At 60.0% G+C, this 24,190-nt stretch carries 22 protein-coding genes; 4 read left to right on the forward strand and 18 right to left on the reverse strand.

Annotated features, from left to right (window positions below):
- Nucleotides 1-103 precede the first annotated feature (103 nt).
- The 3 genes from HMPREF2537_RS13100 to HMPREF2537_RS01100 form a co-directional block, all read right to left on the reverse strand.
- The gene (locus HMPREF2537_RS13100; RefSeq protein ID WP_083298937.1) at nt 104-358 is read right to left on the reverse strand and encodes a HepT-like ribonuclease domain-containing protein; all 255 of its coding nucleotides are present in this window, start codon (nt 356-358) and stop codon (nt 104-106) included.
- On the reverse strand, nt 279-533 hold the full coding sequence (locus tag HMPREF2537_RS12950; RefSeq protein ID WP_232745419.1) for a nucleotidyltransferase family protein: 255 nt from the start codon (nt 531-533) through the stop codon (nt 279-281). The genes HMPREF2537_RS13100 and HMPREF2537_RS12950 overlap by 80 nt, the downstream gene beginning before the upstream one ends.
- A gap of 349 nt (nt 534-882) precedes the next feature.
- On the reverse strand, nt 883-2,364 hold the full coding sequence (locus HMPREF2537_RS01100) for an ApeA N-terminal domain 1-containing protein (RefSeq protein WP_070524865.1): 1,482 nt from the start codon (nt 2,362-2,364) through the stop codon (nt 883-885).
- A gap of 30 nt (nt 2,365-2,394) precedes the next feature.
- Here HMPREF2537_RS01100 and HMPREF2537_RS12345 point away from each other — a divergent pair, with 30 nt between their 5' ends.
- A complete protein-coding gene (locus HMPREF2537_RS12345; protein ID WP_232745421.1) occupies nt 2,395-2,802 on the forward strand; it encodes an RCC1 domain-containing protein in 408 nt (135 codons plus the stop codon).
- Between the two features lie 169 nt (nt 2,803-2,971).
- Here the strand turns inward: HMPREF2537_RS12345 and HMPREF2537_RS01105 are convergent, their stop codons facing one another.
- From HMPREF2537_RS01105 to HMPREF2537_RS01115, 3 genes are read right to left on the reverse strand one after another with little or no spacing between them, the layout of a single operon-like run.
- On the reverse strand, nt 2,972-3,760 hold the full coding sequence (locus HMPREF2537_RS01105) for a zeta toxin family protein (RefSeq protein ID WP_070512990.1): 789 nt from the start codon (nt 3,758-3,760) through the stop codon (nt 2,972-2,974).
- Nucleotides 3,761-3,763: 3 nt separating this feature from the next.
- On the reverse strand, nt 3,764-4,027 hold the full coding sequence (locus tag HMPREF2537_RS01110; RefSeq protein WP_070444618.1) for a hypothetical protein: 264 nt from the start codon (nt 4,025-4,027) through the stop codon (nt 3,764-3,766).
- Between the two features lie 30 nt (nt 4,028-4,057).
- Nucleotides 4,058-5,467 (reverse strand): aldehyde dehydrogenase family protein, encoded by a 1,410-nt coding sequence (locus HMPREF2537_RS01115; protein ID WP_070524866.1) that lies wholly within the window; start codon nt 5,465-5,467, stop codon nt 4,058-4,060.
- Nucleotides 5,468-5,618: 151 nt separating this feature from the next.
- On the opposite strand from HMPREF2537_RS01115, the gene HMPREF2537_RS01120 reads away from it, so the two are divergent.
- The gene (locus HMPREF2537_RS01120) at nt 5,619-6,539 is read left to right on the forward strand and encodes an AraC-like ligand-binding domain-containing protein (RefSeq protein ID WP_070524868.1); all 921 of its coding nucleotides are present in this window, start codon (nt 5,619-5,621) and stop codon (nt 6,537-6,539) included.
- Here HMPREF2537_RS01120 and HMPREF2537_RS01125 read toward each other — a convergent pair.
- From HMPREF2537_RS01125 to HMPREF2537_RS01165, 9 genes are all read right to left on the reverse strand, one after another.
- Nucleotides 6,536-7,867 (reverse strand): NAD(P)/FAD-dependent oxidoreductase, encoded by a 1,332-nt coding sequence (locus HMPREF2537_RS01125; RefSeq protein ID WP_070524870.1) that lies wholly within the window; start codon nt 7,865-7,867, stop codon nt 6,536-6,538. The two genes, HMPREF2537_RS01120 and HMPREF2537_RS01125, sit on opposite strands and share 4 nt — an antisense overlap.
- 18 nt (nt 7,868-7,885) lie before the next feature.
- Nucleotides 7,886-9,397, reverse strand: coding sequence for an APC family permease (locus HMPREF2537_RS01130; protein ID WP_070524872.1), 1,512 nt, complete (start codon nt 9,395-9,397; stop codon nt 7,886-7,888).
- Between the two features lie 239 nt (nt 9,398-9,636).
- Nucleotides 9,637-11,124: an NAD-dependent succinate-semialdehyde dehydrogenase gene (locus HMPREF2537_RS01135; protein ID WP_070524874.1), complete on the reverse strand. Its 1,488-nt coding sequence runs from the start codon at nt 11,122-11,124 to the stop codon at nt 9,637-9,639.
- A 9-nt stretch (nt 11,125-11,133) separates the two neighbouring features.
- On the reverse strand, nt 11,134-11,919 hold the full coding sequence (locus HMPREF2537_RS01140) for an HpcH/HpaI aldolase family protein (protein ID WP_070524876.1): 786 nt from the start codon (nt 11,917-11,919) through the stop codon (nt 11,134-11,136).
- A complete protein-coding gene (gene hpaH, locus HMPREF2537_RS01145; RefSeq protein WP_070524878.1) occupies nt 11,904-12,689 on the reverse strand; it encodes a 2-oxo-hept-4-ene-1,7-dioate hydratase in 786 nt (261 codons plus the stop codon). Before hpaH ends, HMPREF2537_RS01140 begins: the two co-directional genes overlap by 16 nt.
- Before the next feature lie 160 nt (nt 12,690-12,849).
- Entirely contained in the window at nt 12,850-13,926 is a 1,077-nt protein-coding gene (gene hpaD / locus HMPREF2537_RS01150; protein ID WP_049155572.1) for a 3,4-dihydroxyphenylacetate 2,3-dioxygenase, read from the reverse strand.
- A 49-nt stretch (nt 13,927-13,975) separates the two neighbouring features.
- Nucleotides 13,976-15,490: a 5-carboxymethyl-2-hydroxymuconate semialdehyde dehydrogenase gene (hpaE, locus tag HMPREF2537_RS01155; RefSeq protein WP_070524879.1), complete on the reverse strand. Its 1,515-nt coding sequence runs from the start codon at nt 15,488-15,490 to the stop codon at nt 13,976-13,978.
- 16 nt (nt 15,491-15,506) lie between these two features.
- Complete coding sequence (locus tag HMPREF2537_RS01160) at nt 15,507-16,169, reverse strand: GntR family transcriptional regulator (protein WP_070524881.1); 663 nt, start codon at nt 16,167-16,169, stop codon at nt 15,507-15,509.
- Nucleotides 16,166-17,641, reverse strand: a complete 1,476-nt coding sequence (locus HMPREF2537_RS01165; protein WP_070524883.1) for a fumarylacetoacetate hydrolase family protein — start codon at nt 17,639-17,641, stop codon at nt 16,166-16,168. The genes HMPREF2537_RS01160 and HMPREF2537_RS01165 overlap by 4 nt, the downstream gene beginning before the upstream one ends.
- Nucleotides 17,642-17,765: 124 nt before the next feature.
- On the opposite strand from HMPREF2537_RS01165, the gene HMPREF2537_RS01170 reads away from it, so the two are divergent.
- Nucleotides 17,766-19,130 carry an MFS transporter gene (locus HMPREF2537_RS01170; RefSeq protein WP_070524885.1) on the forward strand — a complete coding sequence of 455 codons (1,365 nt, stop codon included), beginning with the start codon at nt 17,766-17,768 and terminating at the stop codon, nt 19,128-19,130.
- A gap of 224 nt (nt 19,131-19,354) precedes the next feature.
- Complete coding sequence (locus tag HMPREF2537_RS01175) at nt 19,355-21,205, forward strand: FAD-binding monooxygenase (protein WP_070524887.1); 1,851 nt, start codon at nt 19,355-19,357, stop codon at nt 21,203-21,205.
- Between the two features lie 142 nt (nt 21,206-21,347).
- Here HMPREF2537_RS01175 and HMPREF2537_RS01180 read toward each other — a convergent pair whose 3' ends face one another.
- Genes HMPREF2537_RS01180 through HMPREF2537_RS01190 form a run of 3 tightly spaced genes read right to left on the reverse strand, consistent with a single transcriptional unit; the run spans nt 21,348 to nt 23,977 of the window.
- Complete coding sequence (locus HMPREF2537_RS01180) at nt 21,348-22,136, reverse strand: ABC transporter ATP-binding protein (protein ID WP_070524889.1); 789 nt, start codon at nt 22,134-22,136, stop codon at nt 21,348-21,350.
- Nucleotides 22,137-22,139: 3 nt separating this feature from the next.
- Nucleotides 22,140-22,997: an ABC transporter permease gene (locus tag HMPREF2537_RS01185; RefSeq protein ID WP_070524891.1), complete on the reverse strand. Its 858-nt coding sequence runs from the start codon at nt 22,995-22,997 to the stop codon at nt 22,140-22,142.
- On the reverse strand, nt 22,994-23,977 hold the full coding sequence (locus HMPREF2537_RS01190) for an ABC transporter substrate-binding protein (protein ID WP_070524892.1): 984 nt from the start codon (nt 23,975-23,977) through the stop codon (nt 22,994-22,996). Before HMPREF2537_RS01190 ends, HMPREF2537_RS01185 begins: the two co-directional genes overlap by 4 nt.
- Nucleotides 23,978-24,190 lie beyond the last annotated feature (213 nt).

Consider the following 24,190-nt stretch of genomic DNA (forward strand, 5'->3'; position numbering starts at 1 on the left):
ATAAGGCCCTTAGCTAACATTGAACTTAAACTCGACCACGTTCCGTAGCCGAATAACCTTTGGAGCCGCGCCGTCAGTCAGCAGAGATGTGGCACCGCAGCGCCTAGGCAAGAGGAGGCAGATGAGTATCGACGACATCGCGGACCACGTCGATGTCGACGCCGAAATACTGGTGCACCAGGATGTTGCGGAAATCCCGAATCTGAGGCCAGACGATCTCAGGATGCGCGCCGGTGATCTCATCGGGAAGATGGTTCACGGCTTCGCCGGACTGCGACTCACAGCGGCACCGCCTCGGCGAGCGTCGAAGCGGATACCGGGTGCCTGAGCAACTGGGCAGGAAACACGTCGATGCCATCGCGCCCGAACAGAGCGCGACTCTCCTCGAGCAGACCAGACGCACGCATCAGGAGACGTCCCTCCGCAGGGTCCATCCCGACGAGGATGTCGATGTCCGATCCTGCAGACGCGGTGCCGCGCGCGACGGACCCGAACAACTTCGGGTTGGTCGCGCCGTACCGATCGATGAGCACCTGGAACTAGTCAAGACGCGCAACGAGAATCCCGCGTAGGGCAAGCGTCTCAGGCGTCATGACGGTCTCAGACATGCTTCCGGGGGAAACGGGCCCGGCAGCACGTCGACATGGAGCTTTGACATTGAAGCGGAACTCCACCGCGTTCTTAAGGGCCGACGACATTCTCCCGTCTCACCGCCGCACCAGGCGGCACTGACGCGCTGCCACCACTTACAGCCGGTCGTCTCGCCCGCCCGCCATGACGCACTCAACGAACGAGCGATAGAGCAGGCTTACACGCGTCTCGCACTAAACGACCGGGCAGCAGCGTCACGGAGGTTCCGAAGTAGCGGCTATCGCAGTGCACCTAAGGGTTTGGTGAGGGAACCAGCCATTCGGCAGCGGTACGGAACGTAGCCCTCAGTTGCGGGTGCTCCCGCACGATCTCTCGCTGCCGCTCCGCCGGCAACCCGAGCTCGTGCAAGACGTTGAGGATTACGACCGCGGTCGTCACCTCGACGACGGCGATCAGCTCCTCGATGGAATGGTTGGGCGTTCTGCCCTCGTGCGCGAGGTCATTGCGGGCGCGCGTCGTCCACTTCGCCCAATGGTCGACATCCGGTAAGAGCAGTGCAATCGCTTCCTGATCGGGTCGCGCGGCGAGGGCATGGAGCCGATCACGGAGGGTCGGGTCGTTGCGGATCGCCCCCTTGAACCTGTTTCGGTGCTCATCGGGAACCTGCGCCAGCATCGCCTCTCGCATCGCCCTGAACTCCGCGTTGGGGAACGGTTTCTCGTCGATGCGGAGGTTGCGGTGCAACACCTCGGCAGCACCGACTGCCGTCAGAAGATTGTTCTCAACAAAACGGGCCGGTGCGTAGCGCAAGCCCAAGATCATGTTTGTCGCTGCCTCCAGGCGGCCATGGGCCTCGCACCATCGGGGCATGACCTCCTCAAATGGGATCGAGCCGCAGGTGAAGAACATTCGGTGGTGATCGACGACTTTCGCGTCGTGTTTTCCAAGCGCGGCCGGTGAGTAGAGCACATCGGCACGTCGGCGCGGCAGCGGGCAGCCATCAGGGAAGTGCGACTCGGTCCCGGCAACTTCCAGTCGGAGCCAGATCACTCCGGCCGCGCGATGCGTCGCCAGGGAGATCAGGTCCTGCACCAGGCTCGCCTCCTGCAGAGCAACACTCAGAGAGAATGGTTCGGCTGGCACGACGCAGATGGACACCGTGTCCCGCATACGTCCGACGCTTCCTCCCTTGCGCTGATCGAAGAATGGAAGCGTGTGCGTGTGCTGAAGGCGATACTCAGTGTCGTCGACCACGACCGATTGCGCCTCGACCGGCTTCACCGAGATACGCCCGGTCCCATCGATCTTGCCGTCGGGAGCCCCGAGGGATCCTTCGAACACAGAAGACGCCGCCCAGAGACTCAGATCCTCGACTGAGACTTCTGCCCCAGCGAACGCCGGATCCGCGTCACCGCTGACATGCGCGCCGATGATGGCGACCGTCGCGGTCACGGTCTGCTTATCAGGGCTCGCCACTCGCGCACCCATGGTCCTTCTGGTGCTCCTAGGAACACAGCCAAGCAGTGTGATCTCCCTGAGCTCGGCCACACCGTGCATGACTTCCCAGGTGCGGGTTCCTTCGTGAACAGCAGTCCATCCAGACGAGTCCGTCGTCAAGATCCGATCCTCGAAGGTGCCGATCAGCGACAGAGAGAGACCATCTTCCGGGTCGTACCGTAGGACACCCGGGACCTTCTCGCTAGGGGCTTCCGGCAGCCACCACACGCCAGCCCACTCGCCGGCCTTGTCGAGGTTGAGAGGATCATTAGGCATCGTACTCCCGGTCCCGGGCTCCTTCCTGTCTTGCGGCCAGATGTCAGGTCGAAAATCTTTACTCCACCACATGCCCCCCACGTAGGACAATCTACAGCGAGATCATGGTCAACTGAGATCGGATGCGGCGACTGGCACACAATCGCAGTTCGACGCGACGGCACAGCCCTCGCAACTGGCAACAATCAGCGAGGGCAGACCGACGTCGCCCGGTGGACACACGTGTCCGGGGTCTTTGCCGGCTACCTACACACCGTCGGCTTACACGAAGACGGCACCGTCGTCGCCGTCAGCGACGACAGCAGAGGCCAGTGCGATGTCCAGTCATGGACCGGCATCACAGCGATCGCAGCCGGAGCGAGACACTCGCTCGGGCTGCGGGCGACCACACCGAGCAGCAATGCAATGTCAACGCCTGGGCCGCTCGACCACAGATGAACTGAAGTCCAGCGTGCCCGATAATCGGCGGTCGATCACACGTTGAATCTAAACTCCACGCAGACGACATCCTCAGCCTGCTAGACCTCGCAGACCGCCAGCTCGCCAGCAGCCGCTTTGACACGAAGCTCTCACCGCCTACCGGGCGCGCAGTTCCACGGGCACAGCCTTAAAGCTTGCGGATAAGCTCTGCATCAGCCACGAGGTTTTGCGTGAGCTTCTCAGCTTCAAGCCCACTCAAGTCACAGCTGTCGAAACGGGCCAGCCAGTCGGCCCGAACAGCGGGGGAGTCGAACCAGGTTGCGCGCTCGGCTTCAATATCCTCGATGCCGCTCAAGGTACGGCCGTCGCGGGTGCGGATCTCGAGGTCGTCGACAAGCGGGGCAATCGCTTGAAGCCCTGGGACGATGGCTTTAAAGCCCGACGTATGGGAAACCTCATTGGTCCAGCGCGGGTAGCGGCTCACACGCTGCGCCTCCAGGTAGCGCTGGACCACGCCCAGCCTGGAGACCTCCTGCGCCACCGCCAGGCCCACGACCTTCACGCGGAAACCCGCAGACCGAAACTTGGCTATCTCACCCGCGATGAATTCCGGGTTGGACAGCGTGTTCTCAATGATGAGGGAGTGCCCGTGCTGACGGCCATACTCAATCAGCGAGGACATCCAATAGGGCACCGGCCCATTGGTGAGTACGTCCATGCGTAAGGGATCGCGCTCCACAATCTCGTCGAGGGCGGGGTGCAGCTTCCGAATCTCATCGGAATCAAGGACCGCGTGACCGTTCTTTACCGATTCAATGGCCGTTGATTTGCCTGACGCTGGCTGCCCCGCCACATAAATGACCTCTGGAACAGCCGGACCATGAGCATTCGATCGGCCGAAATAGCTGGCTTGCAGAGTCTTTAGCCGTTGCTCCATAACCTGCGGATCAACGGGGAAGTCAGCGGCAGAAAGCATAGGCTATGCCGCTTTGTGCTCGGAGGAGAGGGCTTCAAGCCGCTGCGCAAAGAGAGCCGCAGCGGATCGGATGGCTTCGATGTCAGTTGCATCAACCTCGCCAACCATGTCCTCTACCAGCCAGTTCTGGCGAATCCACCATTGCGATTCAACGTCGTTGCCTGCTTCAGCGGCCCTAGTGAGGTAGGCAGCTTTCAGCGAGGACGCAACCTCCTTCATGGCGTCGAAGGCTGCGTACTCGATCTCCGGGACTTTGGCGGTGCTCATGGCGCTAAGAATAGCAGCGCCACGGCGGTTTTAGCCGTTGATAATCTGCGGGTACGCCAGGCCCTTGAGGCCCTCGGTGCCGAACTCCACGCCGTAGCCGGAGGACTTGATGCCGCCGAAAGGTACGCGCGGATCCACGGCACCGTGGGCGTTGATCCAGGTAGTACCCGCCTCCAGCTGCGCGGCGACGTCCAGAGCGCGCTCGCGGTTGGAGGACCACACGGAAGAGCCCAAGCCCACGTCAAGCTTGTTGGCCTGCTCAATGGCCCAATCGAGGTCCGTGTACTTCACAATCGGCAGTGCGGGACCGAACTGCTCCTCCACGACCAGCGGGTTGTTCGGGTCGATGTCTGCCACCAGGGTGGCGGGGTAGAAGTAGCCCGGCGCGTCATAGTCCGGGTCACCGCCCAGCAGCACGCGGGCACCGGAGTCCTTGGCGGCGTTGACAAGCTTGTCCACGATGTCGAACTGCTGCTTGTTCTGCAGCGGGCCGAGCACGTTCTCCTCTTCCAAGCCCACGCCCATCGGGGAGACCTTGGCCACCTCGACGAGGGCTTCGCAGACGGCGTCGTACAGCGACTCCGGCACGTACACGCGCTTCATCGCCGCACAGGTCTGACCGGTGTTGATGAAGGCACCCCAGAAAAGGTCGCCTGCGATCTCCTTCGGGTCGGCATCATCCAGTACGATGCCCGCATCATTGCCGCCAAGCTCCAGCGTGAGGCGGGTGAGGTTGTCCGCGCTGGCCTCCACGATCTTCTTGCCGGTGGCGGTAGAACCGGTGAACATGATCTTGTCGACGCCCTCGTGGGTAGTCAGCGCCGCGCCAACCTCACCGGCGCCGCTAACGACTTGGAGGACACCCTCCGGCAGCACGGAGTTCACAACCTTGAGCAGGCCCAATACGGAGAGCGGGGTGTACTCGGAGGGCTTGACGACGACCGCGTTGCCCATGCGCAGCGCCGGCGCAATCTGCCAGATAGTAATCATCATCGGCCAGTTCCACGGGCCAATAGCACCGACGACGCCGAGTGGGCGGTAGTTGACGGTGGCGGTGATGTCATCATCAACGGCGGTGTAGTTGGGGTTCTCGAAGGAGGCGGTGGCATTCAGCCAGCCGGAGCAGGCACCGACCTCGAAGCGGGCGTTCGGGCCGTTGAGCGGCTTGCCCTGCTCACGGGAGAGCAGCTCCACGAGCGCCTCTGCGTTAGCGTCGATGGCGGCGGCGGCCTTGGTGAGAAGCTCGCAACGGTCGGCGTCGCTAAGCTTGGCAAAGTCCTTCTGCGCTGCGCGTGCGGTCTCAACTGCAGCGTTGAGGTCCTCAACGGTGTTCTCTGGGGCGCGACCAACAACCTCACCGGTGGCAGGGTTGAAGATGTCGCGTCCGTTCTCATCCGTGATGGCGTTGAGCAGATCAGCGTAGGTGGCGAACTGAGTCATGAGATCTCCTTGTAAAGAAGTCGAGGGCCCCGCGAACAAAGCCCAAAGAAACTTTTACCTAGGATGTTACCTGCACCACACCGACTCTATTGACTCTGAGTGCACACAATTTGTCCAAAAATGTGCCAGTTCTCACGATATGATGCCACTTATGTCTACTTCCGCCGTTGAGTACTTCGATATCGCGTCATGGCGCACCGCGTCATCCGAGTCTTTTGGACAACTCGACGTGGACACTGAGGACCCCTCTTCCTTTCACGCCACGCTGCGGTCAACGAAAGTGGGGGACATATCCCTCTTCGATATGTGCACCTCCCCGCACACCGTGAATCGCTTCAAGATAGCCGCCAACGAGGCCCCCTTTTGCAAGCTCAGCCTGCAAATCACCGGATCCTCAACCATGAGCCAGGACGGGCGAACCTGTGAGCTACACCCTGGCGACCTAGCGCTGTATGTCACCCAACGGCCTTACACTCTGCGCTATCCGGAGGAGCAAAACACACTCATTGTGCATTTCCCGCAGAGCTTCCTCGATATTTCACCCGCGCAGATCCAACGCCTCACCGCGAACCCCATCTCACGCTCACACGGCTTGGGCGCGGTGGCGGTTCCCCTCTTTGAGCAGCTCGCGAAGAACCTCGATCTGCTCAAGGGCCCGCACGCCACGGCCTTGGTCCGCTCCGCGCTCACTATGTTGGTGTCGGTCCTCTCCTCCGACGTAGCCGATGAACCCTCAGCGGGCACGCTTTTGTTCAACCAGGCAACCGCCTACATCGAGAGGCACTTGGGCGACTCGGACCTAGGCCCCAGCACCATCGCCCAAGCACTCTTCGTGTCGGTGCGCCACCTTCACGCCAAGTTCTCCGAACAGGGCCTTTCCGTAGGCAGCTACATCAGAACCAGGCGCCTCGAGCACATCCGCCGAGAGCTCGTGGACCCGCGGCACTCCGAGGAATCAATCAGCCACATCAGCGCCCGCTATGGCCTGTACGATCCCTCGCACCTCTCGCGCATCTTCAAGGCGGAGTACCACAAGTCACCGAGTGCGTACCGTGCGGAAGCTAGCGGTTAGTCACGCAGCTTGTTGATGACCTCGCGAGCAGTGGAAATTCCGGTTTCAATGGCTCCATCGACAACCACTCCACGCCAGCCGGAGGCCCAGTCGGCCCCCGCGAAGTGCAACGAGGAAGTGGAGCTACGGAAATGGTGCCATCCCTCGGTGAACTGGCCCCGACGCAGCGTGGCCCAGGCCTGGCCGGAGTACTCGTCAGCAACCCAGTCATGTCCGGTAACGCCAACAACTTCGAGGTCTGGACGCCACTGATCGACAACCTTTTGCGCATCCTCAATGCTCTCTAAGTCAATCTTCTCGTGATCGGAGCCGAAGGCGACACAAATGGTCGTGTCGTCATCTTCGAAGTACTCCGAACGCAGCACAGACACAACGGCCGGCTGAGGCGCGTAGCCGAAAATATTGTGGTGCCCCTTGATCTTGATCCACGCCTTGAAACCAGTTGAGTTCCACTTCTGCTCGACAGTCTTCTGCGCGCCCTCGGGCAGCCCTGGCGTAAACGTAATGTTCCCCAACGCACCGACCGGAACCGTGACAATCACCGCGTCTGCCGTTTCGGAAGTACCGTCCGCATATGTAACGGTGGCTGAATCTTCTCCATGCTCAATCGCCGTCACCGCAGTGTTTAAACGAATTTCTCCGGTCAGATCTTTTGCAATGTTGCCGTAGATACCCCGCATGCCATTGACGAGCTTGTATCGCAGCGTTTGCTCATCCACCAAGGAAAGACGATGATCGCACAAGGCTGCCCACTGCTTGGCCATCAAAGAGGAGCCCTGTTCTGGGTACCCGATGTACCCGGCCGACCAATACGCATTGCAGAGGTCCTTTTCTTCCTGGGTAAAGTCACCGTCCTCCAACGCATCGAGAACTCCAGCCTGATCTGCAGCGAGGAAAGCATCCTTTAACTCTTGGGATGCACCGAATTTTTCATCCAGCACAAGCAGCGGCTTGTGCGGCTCTGGGAAGAATTCGCGAGAATTCTCGAAGATCTTCTCCATCGGCCGCGCCAGTTTGGCATCCATCTCTGCCTCCGTGCCAGACTTCAGCTCACCACCGGCATACCAGTAGGCGGTATCTACAACGGGCGAAGCGATAATATCCTGGCCATAACGAGTGATTTCGGACCAGACATGCGGCTGATGCCAGTGCACCCAGGTTGCACCGATCTCCAACGGACGTCCGAGCCTGTCATCCGTCCACGCACGGCCACCAATGCGGTCGCGTGCTTCCACGATGTGATAGTCAATTCCAGCGGTTTGCAACTCGCGCGCTGCCGTTAGACCTGCGAATCCTGCACCAACGACGATTACATTCTTCTTTTCCATGATTGCCTTCCTTAAGTTTTAGATTTGGTCAAGATTGTCTTGAAGACCTGCGTAGATATGCGGCTTCTTATGTTTCAAGTACTCGCCCCAGATAAGGCCAAGGATTCCGGATGCGATGATGATCCCCGGCATTATCCACACGAGGGCATCTGGGCCGGTGTCGCCGATCATGAGCGGGAAGTTCACCAGCACCAGTGCGAAGACAGCCATCAGCCCGCAAGCCGAGACGAGCGGTGCCATAACCCTTGTAAAGAGGCTGTAGCCTTTCTCTTCCTTGTTCAGCCAAACCATGATGGACACGCTGACCACCGCAAGCAGGAAGACCAAGCCAAATGCCGCCGCGTTAGTGAGCCACGTAAAGAGAGTAAGAACTGGGAACAGCTCGCCCATTTCACTCCCATTTCCAGCCACTGCGAAGCCAGCCACTACAACGATTGCAAGTGCAGTCTGTGTAAGAGACCCAGCTATAGGAGCGCCTTTAGCAGATGATGTCGCGAATTTCTTAGGAAGAACGCGTGAGCGCCCTAGGGAGAAAAAGTATCGCGCTGCGGCGTTATGGAACGCCACGAGAGCAGCAATAAGCGAGGTTACAAATAAGCAGTTCGCGATGTTTGCGGCGAATACCGAATATTCGCCCAACCACGCGAAGACCAAATCCGGACCAAGCTCAGTTGCCTTGTCGATGATCACGGACGGCCCCACTCCCTGAGCGAACGCCCATGCCGAAAGGGCGTAGAAAAGGGCAATAGTTCCAACAGCGATATACGTGGCTTTCGGAACCGTCCGCTCCGGATTTCGCGCTTCTTCCGAGTAGATCGCACCGGACTCAAAGCCCATGAAGGCTGCGATTCCGAAAGCGAGAAGCACGCCAATGCCGTTAGTGAAGAACTGGCCTGGACGCATCGTTTCCGCGGTGATTCCCTCGGGAGCAACACCTAGCGACAACAAAGAAACACCGGCAACGACGAGGAATTCAAGCGCTACCAAAACTCCCAAGACCTTGGCCGAGAAGTCGACGTTGCTGACTCCCATGACTGCTACCAAGACCCAGCCAACCAAGGCCGCCATCCACCACGAAATGCTCGTGCCGAACCAACCATTGATCAGATTGGCGAGGGAGAAACCGAAGATTCCGTACAGGCCAACCTGCATCATGTTATAAGAAACCAGCGCTAGAATCGCCGCTGCGATTCCTTGACGGTTGCCCAGCCCCTCAGACACATAGGCATAGAAGGCTCCTGAGTTCTGAATCTTCGAACTCATAATTCCGTACCCGACTGCAAAGAACACGAGGATGATCCCGAGCACTAAGTAGCTCCAAGGGACTCCCAACAATCCAGATACCGCAAAGTTGGTCGGTACGCCTCCCGCGAGCACAGTAAGGGGGGCGGACGCCGCAATAATCATAAATACTAGCGACGTTGTCCCTAGGCGCCCGGCGCCCAGGCCGCCCTCTTGGTCGTTGGGAGCCCGGTGCCCGGGCTGTACGTTTCGAGCGGGTAGCACTGGTGACTGCGTCGATGTGTCCACGCCAACTCCTCCTTACTAACTATGTCGGCCCGAGATGCCTTGGAGCGAGCCCAACGCATCTCGGTGTGTAGTTAGTAATTGTGTCGCACCACACAGAGTGATTGTTGTTTGTGCGTGATCACGATTTGTCTATGAGTGCTGTCACACCACATCAGAGCGAATACTATACGCAAAAAATAATGCTGGCACCTCCCTCAAAGGAGATGCCAGCATTATTAGCAGCGAATTTAATGCACTAGTTATGCATTCGCGTACGGGTCACGCATCGCGATGTACTGCAGCGACGTGTACTCGTCGATGCCCTCGGCGCCGCCCTCGCGGCCCATGCCGGACTGCTTCACGCCACCGAACGGGGCAGCGGCGTTAGAAATAACTCCGGCGTTGAAGCCCATGAGGCCGAACTCGAGGCCGTCACCAACGCGCCACATGCGGTCAGAATCCTCGGTAAACACGTAGGAGGCCAGGCCGTACTCCGTGTCGTTAGCAATCTCAATTGCTTCCTTCTCATCGGAGAAGGTCAGGATCGGAGCGATCGGGCCGAAGATCTCCTCCTGCGCCACGCGGGCATCACGGGAGACGTTCGTCAGCACGGTCGGGGCGTAGAAGTAACCCTTGCCCTCACCCGGCTTGCCACCAACGATGGCCTTGGCGCCCTTGGTCACGGCATCGTCGACAAGCGCGGTGATGTTATCCAGCGCCTTCTGCTCCACGAGCGGACCACAGGTGACGCCCTCGTCGAGGCCGTTGCCGACCTTGAGCTCACCGATGCGCTTGGCGAACTTCTCCGCGAACTCATCGGCGATGGACTCGTGAACGATGAAGCGGTTGGCCGCGGTACAGGCCTCACCGATATTGCGCATCTTGGCGCCCATTGCACCCTCGACGGCCTGGTCAATGTCGGCGTCCTCAAAGACGATGAACGGAGCGTTGCCGCCCAGCTCCATCGAAGTGCGCAGGACGTTGTCGGCAGCGGCCTTGAGCAGAGTCTTGCCCACCGGAGTAGAGCCGGTGAAGGACACCTTGCGCAGGCGGGAATCCGCCATGATCGGCTCAGAGATGGCAGAGGCCGACTTACCGGACACCACGTTGACCACGCCTGCCGGAACGCCGGCATCGATCATGGTCTGTGCGAAGTACTGGGTGGTCAGCGGCGTCAGCTTGGCCGGCTTCACCACCATGGTGCAACCAGCGGCGATGGCTGGTGCAATTTTGCGGGTAGCCATAGCCAGCGGGAAGTTCCACGGGGTGATAAGCAGGCACGGGCCCACCGGCTTGCGGCGGGTGACCATGCGCAGGGTGCCCTCCGGTGCCGGCAGGGTGCGGCCGTAGTTGCGGACGGCTTCCTCGCTGAACCAGCGCAGGTACTCCGCGCCGTAGGTGACCTCACCATAAGATTCCGCCAGCGGCTTGCCCATCTCCAGAGTCATCAGCGCAGCGAATTCGTCCTTACGTTCCTGCACCAGGTCAAAAGCGCGGCGCAGCAGGTTAGAACGCTCACGGGTGGACGTGCGCGCCCACTCATCCTGTACTGCACAGGCAGCGTCCATAGCCTTCTTCGCGTCCTCAGAGGTAGCGGACGCGAGGGTAGCGATAACCTCACCGGTAGCCGGGTTTTCTACATCGAAGGTGGAGCCATCGGAGGCGTCTACCCACTCACCGTTAATCAGCAAGCCGGTCGGAACCTTGGCCAGCAGCTCGTCAATATTGACCTTGTTGTTTTCACTCATGGTTCTTTTTTACCCTCCCAAATGGAATTTGTCTGCCAGTTGACGTGCCGCACCCGAAAGAAGTTGAACATCCGCCCCAACCAGCGCAAATGATGCGCCAGAAGCCATGTATTTCTGGGCCTGTTCAAGGTTGAAAGCGTTGACGCCTACCTTCTTTCCGGAAGCACGGACTACTTCAAATGTGTGATTGACCGCCGCGAGTACATCCGGATGGGCCTGCTGGCCCAAAAGCCCCATTGAGGCTGCTAGGTCCGAGGGGCCGACGAAGATGTTGTCCACGCCTTCGACAGCCACGATCTCTTCGACGTTCTCCACTGCGGTCGCAGATTCAATCTGCACCGTGAGGCTCACCGTGTCCGAAGCGTTCGCAAGGTAGTTCTCCACGCCGTTCCACCGCGAGGAGCGGGCCAGCGCCGAACCGACTCCACGCACACCGCGGGGCGGGTAGTGCATAGCCGCCACGGCCGCTTCAGCTTCCTTGGCAGTATCAATCATGGGCACCATCAGGTTCTGTACGCCGAGGTCTAGGTACTGCTTGATCAACGCGGTGTTATTCACGGGCACGCGGACCACGCGTGTAAGACCATAGGCATCGGTGGCTCGCAGCAGGGAAAGAATGGTTTCCAGGCCATAGGGCGAATGCTCACCATCGATCAGCGTCCAGCTAAAGCCAGCCGAGGCGATGATCTCCGCCGCGGCCTCCGAGCCAGAACAAATCCATGCGCCAACGAGCGGCTGCTCAGCCTTCTCGAGGACGTCCGCGAAGGTGGGCGGCAACTTTACTGGAATCGGCATGTGATGGACCCCAACTTTCCGTAGTCTGCGTGGACGGTATCGCCCGGTTCGACCCACATGGGCTTGGTGAAGGAACCGGCCAGGATGATGTCACCGGCGGCCAGGCTATCGCCGTGCGCGTGGAGCTTATTGGCAAGCCATGCCACGCCCATGGCCGGGTGGTTGAGCACGGCAGCCGCCACACCCGTATCTTCGATGGACTCGTTGCGGTAGAGCAGCGCGGACACCCAGCGCAGATCGACATCCGCAGGGTCTACCGGATTGCCGCCATAAACCATGGCGCCGAGCGCCGCATTATCCGAAATCGTGTCGACGATCGTGCGGCCCTCCATCTCGATTCGGGAGGAGAGGATCTCCAGCGCTGGGACGACGTACTCCGTCGCGCGCAGCACGTCGAAAATGCTGCAATTCGGTCCCTTCAGCTCTTCCTTGAGCACGAAGGCCAGCTCGACCTCGATGCGGACGTTAGAGAACTGTGCGTGCTCGATGGTGGAACCGTTCTCGTAGACCTGGTCTTCAAAAATTGCGCCGTAATCCGGCTCAGTGATTCCCGTGGCCTCCTGCATGACCTTCGAGGTCAGGCCAATCTTGCGACCGACGAGGCGACGGCCGTCTTCGGTACCACGGCGCACCCATTCGCGCTGCACCGCATAGGAATCCTCGATGCTCATCTCTGGGAAACGGGCAGTCAGCAACGGGACCATTGTGCGGTCTTTTTCGGCTTGTGCCAGTTCGTCTGCAATAGCGATGTGCTGTTTCTCATCCAGCATGTACTTCGCTCCTTAAGGTGTTGTAGAACGTGTTTGTTCTGTTTAACAGGTTTGTTGAACCTGAAGGTTTCACGTGAAACAACAACGCGGCCCCGCGATATGTGCGCTTGCCTTTCGACGCCACGGGGCCACGTTCATCAACCTGAGTACTTAGGTCGTTTTAGAGCTGGTGTCCCAGCTTGTACTCGCCTTGCTTCCACTCCGGCATCTCCTCCGCATCTTCCTTGCGGGTGTAGGAGAAGCCATCCGCGCCAATGGTGGCCTCCAGCTCTGACTCATCCTCACGGGCAACCAGTGGCACCGGGTTTCCATCCAAGTCGAGGACCGTGGAGCCATCGCGGTACCAAGAAGGAACAACCGGGGTTCCCCACCAGTCACGACGCTGGTTATCGTGGACATCCCAGGTCACGACCGGGTTATCCGGATCGCCGGTGTAGTAGTCCTGGGTGTAGATCTCCACGCGGTGTCCATCCGGGTCACGCAAGTACAGGTAGTACGCGTTGGAAACACCGTGGCGGCCAGGGCCGCGCTCAATGCGGTCGGATTCGCGCAGCGCACCCAACTTGTCACAAATCGCGATGATGTTGTGCTTCTCGTGGGTAGCGAAGGCGATGTGGTGCATACGCGGGCCATCGCCACCGGTCATGGCGGTGTCGTGCACCGTCGGCTTGCGGCGCATCCATGCGGCGTAAACGGTTCCTTCCTCATCGCGGATGTCCTCGGTGGTGCGGAAGCCGAGCTCCTCCATGTACTTCACGGCAGCAGGAACATCCGGAGTGATCTGGTTGAAGTGATCGAGGCGAACCAGCGCACCAGGGATGTGGGCGTCGTATGCCCAGGCCAAACGCTCGACGTGCTCTACCTCGTAGAAAAACTCATACGGGAAGCCCAGCGGATCCTGTACACGGACGGAATCACCGATGCCCTTGACAAAGCCATCCTTGTTGCGGCGCACCTCGCAACCGCGCGCCTTGTAGAACTCCTCCGCGAGGTCCAGATCTTCCGGAGAGCGGACGCGGAAGGAGAATGCAGCAACCGCAGCGACGGGACCCTGACGCAGCACGAGGTTGTGGTGGATGAACTCCTCGTAGGTGCGCAGGTAGATTTCGTTCTCGTTTTCCTCGGTCACGACAAGGCCGAGGGTGTCAACGTAGAACTTTCGGGATGCAGCGAGATCAGTAACGATGATCTCCATGTAGGCGCAACGCAGAATGTCGGGGGCCTGAATGTCAGCCATGATGGCTCCTTAGATAGAAGTAGTGGTGGGGGAGTAGAGAGTGGACGTCTTAGTCCTGCTTGCCAAAGACCGGGTTATGCACCTTGTCCAGGTTGATGTGAACGGCCTGCTGGTCGGTGTAGAAGTCGATCGAGCGGTAGCCGCCCTCGTGGCCCAGGCCGGAAGCCTTGACGCCGCCGAACGGGGTGCGCAGGTCGCGGACGTTGTTGGAGTTGAGCCACACCATGCCGGCCTCAACGTTTTGAGCGAAGTTGTGGGCGCGCTTCAGATCTGAGGTCCAGACATAGGCGGCAAGGCCGTACTTCGTGTTGTTGGCCAGCTCGAGTGCTTCCTCATCGGTATCAAACGGGGTGATGGCAACGACAGGGCCAAAGATCTCTTCCTGGAAGATACGGGCGTCCGGCTTGACGTCAACGAAGACGGTCGGCTGAACAAAGTTGCCTTCCTCGAAGCCCTCCGGGCGCTCGCCGCCGGCGGCCAGTGTGGCCTCCTGCTTGCCGATCTCGATGTAGGAAGTGACCTTCTCGTAGTGCTCTGGGTGGACCAGAGCGCCGACCTCGGTGGTGGGGTCGGAAGGCAGGCCCACCTTCACGCGCTTGGCCTGTGCGGCATAGCGCTCCACGAACTCGTCGTAGATATCGCGCTGAACCAGGATGCGGGAGCCGGCGGTGCAACGCTCACCGTTGAGGGAGAAGACGCCGAAGATGCAGGCATCAATCGCGGTCTCCAGGTCGGCATCGCTGAACACAATGGCGGGGGACTTGCCGCCCAGCTCCATCGACAGACCCTTGAGGTGCGGGGCTGCGTTGCCAAAGATGATCTGGCCGGTGCGGGACTCGCCGGTGAAGGAGATCAGCGGCACATCCGGGTGCTTGACCAGCGGGTCACCTGCATAGCCTTCCTCACCAAAGCCGTTAACCAGGTTGAAGACACCCTTCGGCAGGCCAGCCTCCTCAAAGATTCCTGCCCACAGCTGTGCGGAGAGGGGAGTGAACTCGGCCGGCTTCAGGACGACGGAGTTACCGGTGGCGATGGCCGGGGCAAGCTTCCAGGACTCCAGCATGAACGGGGTGTTCCACGGGGTAATCAGGCCCGCGACACCAATCGGCTTACGGTTGACATAGTTGATCTGGCGGCCCGGAACCTTGTAGGCGTCGTCAGCCTGCGCCACGATCAGGTCTGCGAAGAAGCGGAAGTTCTCAGCAGCACGCTTAGCTTGGCCGTTGGCCTGGGTGATGGGCAGGCCGGAGTCGAAGGACTCCCACGCGGCAAGCTTGTCTGCGCGGGTTTCGACAATGTCCGCAATCTTGTTGAGGACGCGTGCGCGCTCGCGCGGCAGGGCCTTGGACCACGGGCCGTTCTCGAAGGCCTCCTTGGCGGCAGCGACAGCCTTGTCAATGTCTGCCGGCTTGCCGGAAGCAGCCTTGATGTAGGTCTTATTCGTTACCGGATCCAGGACCTCGAATTCATCGCCGTCAATCGACGGAACAAACTCGCCGTTGATGTAGTGAAGAATCTTCTCGGGAAGATCGGTGGGCTTAGCAGCATCGTTGTTGATAGCCATGGGTGCTTGAGACTCCTTAGTCGTTTGTCTTGCGATAGGTGCTGAGGGTGGTCAGGCGGTGTTGCCTGGCCACTTTTTCTATGTAGGCGGGTTCCGCGCCAGCCTCGATGAGGCTGACCAATTGCTCGTGCTCGCGCGTTGACTCTTGGGCTCTCTCGGGCACGTACCGAAAGGTGGAGACACGGTGATATTCCAGTTGCTTCCACTGGTCCATCACCAAGTTCTTCAGCCTCTCGTTCGGGCATTTGGAGAAGAGAACGCTATGAAATTCCTTATTGAGCTGGGTAAATTCCTCTGGATCGTGGTGGATATCGAGCTCCCGCATGCGCTGGTTGATCTCCCGTGCCCGGGCAAGATCCTCCGCGTCAAGATGCGGGGCGGATTGGGCGGTAGCGTTTGCTTCCACGGTGGCCACGATGTCCATCGATTCGTAATAGGCCTCGCGATTGTGAGTGGTCACGCTGGCGCCGACGTTTCGTTCGTAGGTAACCATGCCTTCCGCTTCTAGTTGCCGAATGGCTTCGCGGACGGGGACCACGCTGACACCCAAGTCATCCGCGATTGTTGCCAATACGAGGCGGTACCCGGGTTCATACTCGCGAGTACGAATCTTTTCACTTATCCAGTTATAGGCCTGTTGGGACTTGCTTTCCCCAGCTGGTAGTGCGGGTTCCGTCATTGACCACCCGCCTTTCCGTCGCGGAAAACAATATAGGCTTCCTTGTTCGCTCCGGTGGGCGGGAAGAGGCCATCCAGGCTGGCGCCCGTCTCCACCTGGGAGGCAACCCATTCGTCCTCGTGTTCCTTGGCCAGCGCACCTTCAGCGACCTCGGCTGCAATATCGCGTGGAATGACCACGACGCCGTCATCGTCACCGACGATGATGTCACCCGGCAGGACGGTAGCGTTGCCGCAAGAAACTGCGATATCGCTATCCCACGGGACATGCTTGCGTCCAAGAACGCAGGGGTGGGCGCCCTGGGTGAAGACGGGAAGGCCAATCTCCTTCACAGCCTCGTAGTCACGCACGCCACCATCGGTGACAACGCCTGCGGCACCGCGCACCTTGGCGCGCAGAGCCAAAATGTCACCCAGTGTTCCGGAACCGGATTCCTGGCGGGCCTCAATGACGATGACCTCGCCTTCCTTGACCGTGTCGAAGACCTTCTTCTGCTCGTTGAGACCGCCACCGTGGGACTTGAACAGGTCCTCGCGGCCAGCCACGAAGCGCAGCGTGCGGGCAACGCCCACCATCTTGGTTCCTTTGGCCTGCGGGTACACGCCTTCGATTACGGATTGGTTGATGCCGCGCTTGCGCAGCTGAGCGGACAAGCCGGCGGTCGGGGCCTCCTCCAGGGCCGCCTTGAGCTCTGGGTCGAGGCCACCGTCACCCTTGGGGGGAAGCCCGGCGGATTCGCGGTCTCCGTAGGCATCCTCGCGCTGCTTATCGTCCATGTAGGGAAGGTTGCCCAGCTGCGGATCAAAGGAGGCGGGGACTTCCTTCACGGTAGTCTTCAGCCTGCCGGAGCTCACGCCCCCGGGCACGTCGACCTCGACCTCGACGACGTCACCAGGCTCAATGACAGAGGAGCCGGCCGGGGTACCGGTGAGGATGATGTCACCGGTCTCCAGGGTCATGTGCTGGGAAAGGTCCGCGACGAACTGGGCGAGCGGGAAGATGAGATCTTCATCGGAAGAGGTTCCCTCCTGTACGACCTCGCCATTGACCCACGTGCGAAGGCGGAGGCCCTTGGGATCGATCCCCTGGGCGTCGATAAGCTCCGGCCCAATGGGGGTGTAGCCATCGCGGGACTTGGAACGGGTGTTGGAGCCCTTGTCCTGCACCTTGTAGTCATACAGGCCAATGTCGTTCGAAGCCGTCACGTAGGCGACGTGCTTCCACGCGTCCTCGAGGGATACGTTGCGGGCCGGAGTGCCAATGATGAGTGCGATTTCGCCTTCGAAGGCCAGCAGCTCGGTCCCTTGGGGGCGTTCGACGATCCCGCCCGACTCGGCCAGCGTGCTGGTCGCCTTGAGGAAGTAGCTCGGGGTCTTGGGCCAGCGACCGCGCTGCGCTGCGCGGGACTCAAAGGCCACATGGACAGCGATCATTTTGCCCGGTTTAACCGGCAAGAACTCAGGTACAGCCATGAAGAATCCTTAATTGTGAACAAATCCTTGCCCAGATCGTATATTATCCCTAACACCACCGCAAGTGGTTCAACTCACACGCATTTCCGTATATGGCACACCCCATGCCGAAAGGAATCTCACTATGTCGCACACAACTGTCACGCCGACAATTTCGACGGCCGAACGCCGCCGCGTCGTCGCCGCGACAACCATCGGTACCGCCATCGAGTGGTACGACTACTTCCTCTATGCAGCAGTGGCTGGACTCGTGTTCAACCAGCTCATGTTCGGCCCTCTCGAGGGTGGCCTAGCCACCATCATTTCCTTCCTGACCGTTGGCTTGTCCTTCCTCTTCCGCCCAGTCGGCGCGTTCCTGGCGGGACACTTCGCCGACCGCTTCGGGCGCCGCGTGGTCCTCATGGTCACGCTCCTCGCCATGGGCGGCGCAACCACCCTCATTGGCGTGCTGCCCACCTACGAAACCGCCGGAATCTGGGCCCCCATCCTGCTCATCACCCTGCGCATCATTCAGGGCATCTCCGCAGGTGGCGAGTGGGGTTCCGCAGTTCTCATGGCGGTGGAACACGCACCGAATGACAAGCGCGGCCTCTACGGCGCCGGCCCCCAGATCGGCGTTCCTGCCGGTCTGTTGCTTTCTTCCGGTGTGCTCTCCATCATGAACACCATCGCGCCTGGTGACGCCTTCATGAGCTGGGGCTGGCGCGTACCTTTCCTGCTCTCCTTCGTCCTCATCTTGGTGGGCTACCTCATCCGCATGGGCGTCGACGAGTCCCCGGTCTTCGAAGAGATTGCAGAGCGCGAAGAGGAAGAAGCCACCAACCCCATTGGCAAACTCTTCAAGAACTTCACCCCGCTAGTCCTGGTAGCCGCGCTCGTCTTCGCAGGTAACGGCACAGTTGGCTACATGACCACGGGCGGCTACATCCAGCGCTACGCTACGGACCCCGACGGCCCCGTCGCGCTAGACCGCGGTGACGTTCTCAACGCGGTGACCGTTTCTGCCTTCGCGTGGGCCCTGACCACATTGTTCGCCGGATTCATCTCCGACTACATCGGCCGCCGGAAAACCTATCTTCTCGGATTCATCCTGCAGGGCATTGGCGCCGCCGCTCTCTTCCCGCTGGTCAACACGGGCAGCCTAGGGATGCTCTACGGTGCGCTCCTCTTCCTCACTGTCGGCCTGGGCCTCACCTATGGCGCACAGTCTGCGATGTACGCTGAGCTCTTCCCGGCCTCCATTCGCGCCACCGGCGTCTCCATTACCTATGCCCTCGGCTCGGTCCTGGGCGGCGCCTTTGCCCCCATGATCGCCGCCTCGCTCGTCGAGGCAACGGGTACCACCTTTGCGGTATCGGGCTACCTCGTTTCCGCTTCGATTGTCGGCTTCATCTGCACCTTCATCCTGCGTGAGCGCAAAGGAATCGCACTCGGCGCAGAGCACGAGGTCGAGCAATCTCAGGGGCACTTCATCTTCAGCCAGCGCTAGACGACGCCCCCCTCCACGCATGCGCATCCTTTCCGAACAACTCATTGTGCAAGGGGAGCGCATAATATATGATTCTCATATACGACCCATCTCACATCCTCCAGACACCTTGAACTGAGTCACCACCTCCAAGAGCGAAGCTCACATAGCAATGGGGGAGTGGTCATTACCCCCACGACCCCCTTTGTTCTCGTCCACTACAACCGCTAACTAAGGAGTCCACAGTGCAGTTCCACCACAACGGCTACGTTTCGGAAGATCCCCGCGTGCTCGAGCCCGCCGGATTCGGCATCGATCGCGTTTCTGAACTTCCAGATGAAATGGACGTTCTCATCGTGGGCTCTGGTCCGGCCGGCATGATCGCTGCGGCGCAGCTGGCAATGTTCCCTGACGTCAATACGCGGATTATCGAGCGCCGTCCGCACCGCCTTGAGCTGGGTCAGGCCGACGGTATTCAGTCCCGCTCGGTGGAAACCTTCCAGGCCTTTGGCTTTGCCAAGGAAATTACGGAAGAAGCTTATGAGATCACGGAGATGGCCTTCTGGAACCCCGATCCTCAGGATCGTTCCAAGATTGCCCGCGGTGCCTGCCCAGTAGACGACGAGCAGGGCATTTCTGAGTTCCCCCACCTCATCGTCAACCAGGCCCGCGTGCTGGACTACTTTGCCCGCTATGCCCGCCGCGCACCCGGCCGCATCACCCCGGACTACGGCTGGAACTTCGTCTCCCTGGAGGTAGGGGAGGGCGAGTACCCAGTGACGGTGCACCTCGAGGATGTCGACGGCAACCCGCGCGACGTGCGCGCTAAGTACGTCGTCGGCTGCGATGGTGCAAAGTCGCGCGTCCGCAAGTCCATTGGCCGCTCGCTCAAGGGCGACCAGGCCAACCACGCATGGGGTGTCATGGACGTTGTCGTTGACACCGACTTCCCAGACTGGCGCACCAAGTGCGCCATCCACTCACAGGCCGGCTCAATCCTGCACATCCCGCGTGAAGGTGGCTACCTCTGCCGCGTGTACGTAGACCTCGGCGTCGTTCCGGAGGATGACAACCACAAGGTCCGCAACACGCCGATTGAGAAGATCATCGAGAAGGCCAATGAGATCTACTCGCCCTACTTCATCGACGTCAAGATGGTGGCGTGGCACTCCGTCTACGAGGTGGGCCACCGCTTGGTCGACGCCTTCGACGATAGCGATGAAAACCCGCGTGTCTTCCTCACCGGCGATGCCTGCCACACCCACTCGGCCAAGGCTGGTCAAGGCATGAACGTCTCCATGCAGGACGGCTTCAACATCGGCTGGAAGCTGGGTCACGTCCTCGACGGCCGCGCTCCCAAGGAACTCTTAAGCACTTACCACGGCGAACGCCAGCCGGCCGCCCAGAACCTCATCAATTTTGACCGTGAGTGGTCCACCCTCATGGCCACCCCGACCGAGGAACTCGACGATCCGGAGGCAGTGGAGAAGTACTACGTTGCTGCGGAAGAGTTCGCCGCCGGCATGATGACTCAGTACGAGGAGAACCTGATCGTCGGCTCCACCCAGCACCAAGAACTGGCTTCCGGCTTCCCAGTGGGCAAGCGCTTCAAGTCCTACGAGGTCCTGCGCCGCTGCGATGCCTACCCTCAGCACCTGGGCCACCAGCACACCGCGGATGGCCGCTACCGTATCTACGCTTTTGCCGACGCCCCCAAGGCAGGCGAGGACTCTACGCTGAGCCAGTGGGCAGAGAAGGTCGGCCCCATCCTGGCCAAGTTCACCCCGGAGGGCGCTGACGAGAATACCTACTTCGACGTGAAGGCCATCTACCAGCAAACCAACCATCACGACTATGAGATTCTTGACGCCCCACTGCTCTTCCGCCCCCGCAACGGCAAGTTCAATGTTCCGAATTGGGAGAACGTCTTCAACGCTCTCCCTGGTGACAAGGACATCTTCGATGCCCGCGGAATTTCCCGCGACGGAGCAGTGGTCATCGTTCGCCCGGACCAGTACGTAGGCGCTGTTCTCCCTCTCGATGATCCATCAGCAGTCGAGGACTACTTCTCCTCCGCTCTCATCAAGCTCAAGTAGTTTCGGTTTCACGTAGAACGAAAGAGCCCAGCACAACGCTGGGCCCTTATTTGCGTTTGGATGCTGCAGCCCAAGGCATAAAAAGACCTAGGCGCCGAAGAGACGGCACCTAGGTTTCACGTGAAACAACCACAGAGGAACGCTACTGCAAAAGGGTCCTATCGGAAGTCGCGCCCTTGATTTTCGCGAACTCTGCCATGAGATCCTCCACCGTGAGCTTCGCCTTTTCCTCGGCGTCAGCGGAGTAGATGATCTCTCCCTCATGCATCATGATGAGGCGGTTTCCTACCTGCAGTGCTTGCGCCATATTGTGCGTCACCATCAGTGTAGTGAGCTGCCCTTGCTCAACGATGCGCTTCGTCAGTGTGGTCACCAGCTCCGCGCGTTGCGGGTCGAGAGCAGCCGTGTGCTCATCCAAAAGCATCACCTTCGGATTGGTAAAGCCGGCCATGAGCAACGACAACGCCTGGCGCTGGCCGCCGGAGAGCAGCCCCACCTTCGTTCCAAGGCGCTTCTCCAAGCCCAGCTCGAGCGACTCCAGCTGTTCCACAAAAACAGCCCGGCGCGCAGAGTTGAGGCCCAGGCCGAGTCCGCGCTTCTTGCCGCGCAGATAAGCGAGTGAGAGGTTCTCCTCAATCGTCAGGTTCGGCGCTGTACCCGCCATGGGGTCCTGAAAGACGCGCCCAACCTTCCTCGCACGCTTATGCTCCGGCTGGCTTGTCACATCGTTGCCGTCAATGGTGATTTTTCCAGCATCCGGGATGAGACGGCCTGCAATCGAGTTCAGCAGCGTCGACTTGCCCGCACCGTTGGACCCGATGACGGTGACGAAGTCGCCAGGGGCGAGTTCCAGGGAGACGTCGCGAAGCGCGCGGCGTTCATTCACCGTGCCCGGAAAGAAGGTCTTTGAGATCTTGTCTACGTTAAGCATGATTTAGGCCTTCCTTTTGCCACGTACCCGCGTCATGCGGGGCACCAGGAGAGCGACGATAACCAACAGCGCAGTGATGAGCTTCATGTCATTCGGGTTGAGGCCCACCTGCAGCGCGGCGAAGATGATGAGTCGGTAGATTACAGATCCCACTGCCACCGCTACGACGGCCATCCACAAGCGCGACTGGCGGAGTACCGCCTGCCCAAGGATGACGGAGGCCAGACCCACCAGAATGAGACCAATGCCCATCGAGATATCGGCGAAGCCTTGATATTGCGCGATGAGCGCACCGCACAGACCCACCAGGCCATTGGACAGAGCCAAGGTCAGAATCTTGGTGAAATCCGTGGACACGCCAAAGGACGTAATCATCTGTTGGTTGTCACCGGTGGCGCGCAGCGAGAGGCCCAAGTCCGTAGACAGGAACCACACGATCAGTAGGCTGAGCACCACAGCGCCCACAGCGAGCAGCCCCACCCCGGCCCAGGTTCCCATGACGGCATCCAGTGGGGTGAATACAGAATCCTGCGTCAGCAGTGGCACGTTAGCGCTGCCCATGATGCGTAGGTTGATGGACCACAGACCGATCATCGTGAGGATGCCAGCAAGCAGCCCATCGATGCGGCCCTTCGTGTGCAAAAGCCCGGTGATGCAGCCAGCCACGAATCCGGTGGCGAAGCCAGCCAGCGAGGACACAAAGGGGTTGACCCCATTCGTAATGAGCACGCCGGCAGTTGCCGCCCCGGTGGTGAAGGAGCCATCGACTGTCAGGTCTGGGAAATCAAGGACGCGAAACGTCAAGTAGACGCCCACGGCCATCACCGCATAGATGAGGCCAAGCTCAAGTGCTCCAATCACAGCGTCTCAGCCTTGTCTAGGATTTCCTGCGGCACCTCAACGCCCTGTGCCTTCACGGCCTCCTCGTTAATGACGTAGGTGTACTCAGAGGCGGTTTCGACCGGGGTCTCGGCCGGGTCCGCGCCGTCCTTGAGGATGCGCAGCGCCATCTCGCCGGTCTGACGGCCCAGCTCCTTGTAGTCGATGCCGATGGTGGCAGCGGCGCCGCCTTCAACGGCGCCCGAGTCCGCTGCGATGACCGGGATGGTCTTGTCGTTGGCTACCTTGATCAGGGAGGAGATGCCGGAGACGACCATGTTGTCGGTGGGCACGTAGATGGCATCGACATCGCCCAGCGCTTCCACGGCCTGCGGAATCTCCGTCACGGAGGTTACGGTCTGCGACTTCACCTCAATACCCTTCGGCTTAGCGGCCTCCGTTAACTGCTCCACCTGCACCTTGGAGTTGACCTCGGCGGAGGAGTGGACCACGCCGACGGTCTTGGCATCCGGAACCAGCTGGGTGATCAGCTCTACCTGCTCCTCGATGGGCGCTGCGTCAGAGGTACCGGTGACGTTCTTGCCCGGCTTATCCAGCGACTCCACCAGCTCCGCCTCCACCGGGTCCGTCACCGCGGTGAACAGCAGCGGCTTGTCCTTGATGGACTTGCTCATGGCCTGGCCGGCTGGGGTGGCGATGGCCAGGTAGAGATCGTGGTTGGCGTTCGCCATCTGCTGGGAGATGGACACCGCGGTGCCCTGCTCACCGTTGGCGTTCTGGACATCCCACTCCACGTCCACACCCGCATCCTCGAAGGCTTCTTGGAATCCTTCTGCAGCGGCATCGAGGGAAGGGTGCTGAACCAGCTGATTAATTCCGATGGAGTAGGAGTCTCCACCTCCGGAATCCCCGCTGGCGCTTTCCGACGACGAAGAGCATCCCACGAGAGCAGCAGCGCTCAAGGCGATGGCTGAGAGAACGGCGGAAGTTTTAGAGAACATATCGGTCCTTATCTACTCGAGAGTGACAGTAGTGACCGCTATTTAATCCTTTTTCCATCCCTCTAACCAGCAGTTTTATGAATGTTTTTCCCGGCCGGGGGTATTCTTAGCCCCTCAAAAGCTATAGTCCTACAGTTTTAGAGTTCTCCATCACACCGTTTAGCTGCATGTTTCCTATCTCACTCTATCGCTGGTTAAGGCGTACCACCTTTC

It is taken from the genome of Corynebacterium sp. HMSC074E01 (assembly GCF_001808885.1).
Lineage (GTDB): Bacteria > Actinomycetota > Actinomycetes > Mycobacteriales > Mycobacteriaceae > Corynebacterium.

Excerpts from the sequence above, each read along its gene's own strand:
- HMPREF2537_RS01125 (WP_070524870.1), bottom strand. The coding sequence starts at position 7,867 with ATGGAAAAGAAGAATGTAATCGTCGTTGGTGCAGGATTCGCAGGTCTA.
- HMPREF2537_RS01110 (WP_070444618.1), bottom strand. The coding sequence starts at position 4,027 with ATGAGCACCGCCAAAGTCCCGGAGATCGAGTACGCAGCCTTCGACGCC.
- HMPREF2537_RS01115 (WP_070524866.1), bottom strand. The coding sequence starts at position 5,467 with ATGACTCAGTTCGCCACCTACGCTGATCTGCTCAACGCCATCACGGAT.
- hpaH (WP_070524878.1), bottom strand. The coding sequence starts at position 12,689 with ATGCTGGATGAGAAACAGCACATCGCTATTGCAGACGAACTGGCACAA.
- HMPREF2537_RS01160 (WP_070524881.1), bottom strand. The coding sequence starts at position 16,169 with ATGACGGAACCCGCACTACCAGCTGGGGAAAGCAAGTCCCAACAGGCC.
- HMPREF2537_RS01165 (WP_070524883.1), bottom strand. The coding sequence starts at position 17,641 with ATGGCTGTACCTGAGTTCTTGCCGGTTAAACCGGGCAAAATGATCGCT.
- HMPREF2537_RS01105 (WP_070512990.1), bottom strand. The coding sequence starts at position 3,760 with ATGCTTTCTGCCGCTGACTTCCCCGTTGATCCGCAGGTTATGGAGCAA.
- HMPREF2537_RS01170 (WP_070524885.1), top strand. The coding sequence starts at position 17,766 with ATGTCGCACACAACTGTCACGCCGACAATTTCGACGGCCGAACGCCGC.
- hpaD (WP_049155572.1), bottom strand. The coding sequence starts at position 13,926 with ATGGCTGACATTCAGGCCCCCGACATTCTGCGTTGCGCCTACATGGAG.
- HMPREF2537_RS13100 (WP_083298937.1), bottom strand. The coding sequence starts at position 358 with ATGGCATCGACGTGTTTCCTGCCCAGTTGCTCAGGCACCCGGTATCCG.
- HMPREF2537_RS01135 (WP_070524874.1), bottom strand. The coding sequence starts at position 11,124 with ATGAGTGAAAACAACAAGGTCAATATTGACGAGCTGCTGGCCAAGGTT.
- HMPREF2537_RS01190 (WP_070524892.1), bottom strand. The coding sequence starts at position 23,977 with ATGTTCTCTAAAACTTCCGCCGTTCTCTCAGCCATCGCCTTGAGCGCT.
- HMPREF2537_RS01180 (WP_070524889.1), bottom strand. The coding sequence starts at position 22,136 with ATGCTTAACGTAGACAAGATCTCAAAGACCTTCTTTCCGGGCACGGTG.
- HMPREF2537_RS01140 (WP_070524876.1), bottom strand. The coding sequence starts at position 11,919 with ATGCCGATTCCAGTAAAGTTGCCGCCCACCTTCGCGGACGTCCTCGAG.
- hpaE (WP_070524879.1), bottom strand. The coding sequence starts at position 15,490 with ATGGCTATCAACAACGATGCTGCTAAGCCCACCGATCTTCCCGAGAAG.
- HMPREF2537_RS01100 (WP_070524865.1), bottom strand. The coding sequence starts at position 2,364 with ATGCCTAATGATCCTCTCAACCTCGACAAGGCCGGCGAGTGGGCTGGC.
- HMPREF2537_RS01120 (WP_070524868.1), top strand. The coding sequence starts at position 5,619 with ATGTCTACTTCCGCCGTTGAGTACTTCGATATCGCGTCATGGCGCACC.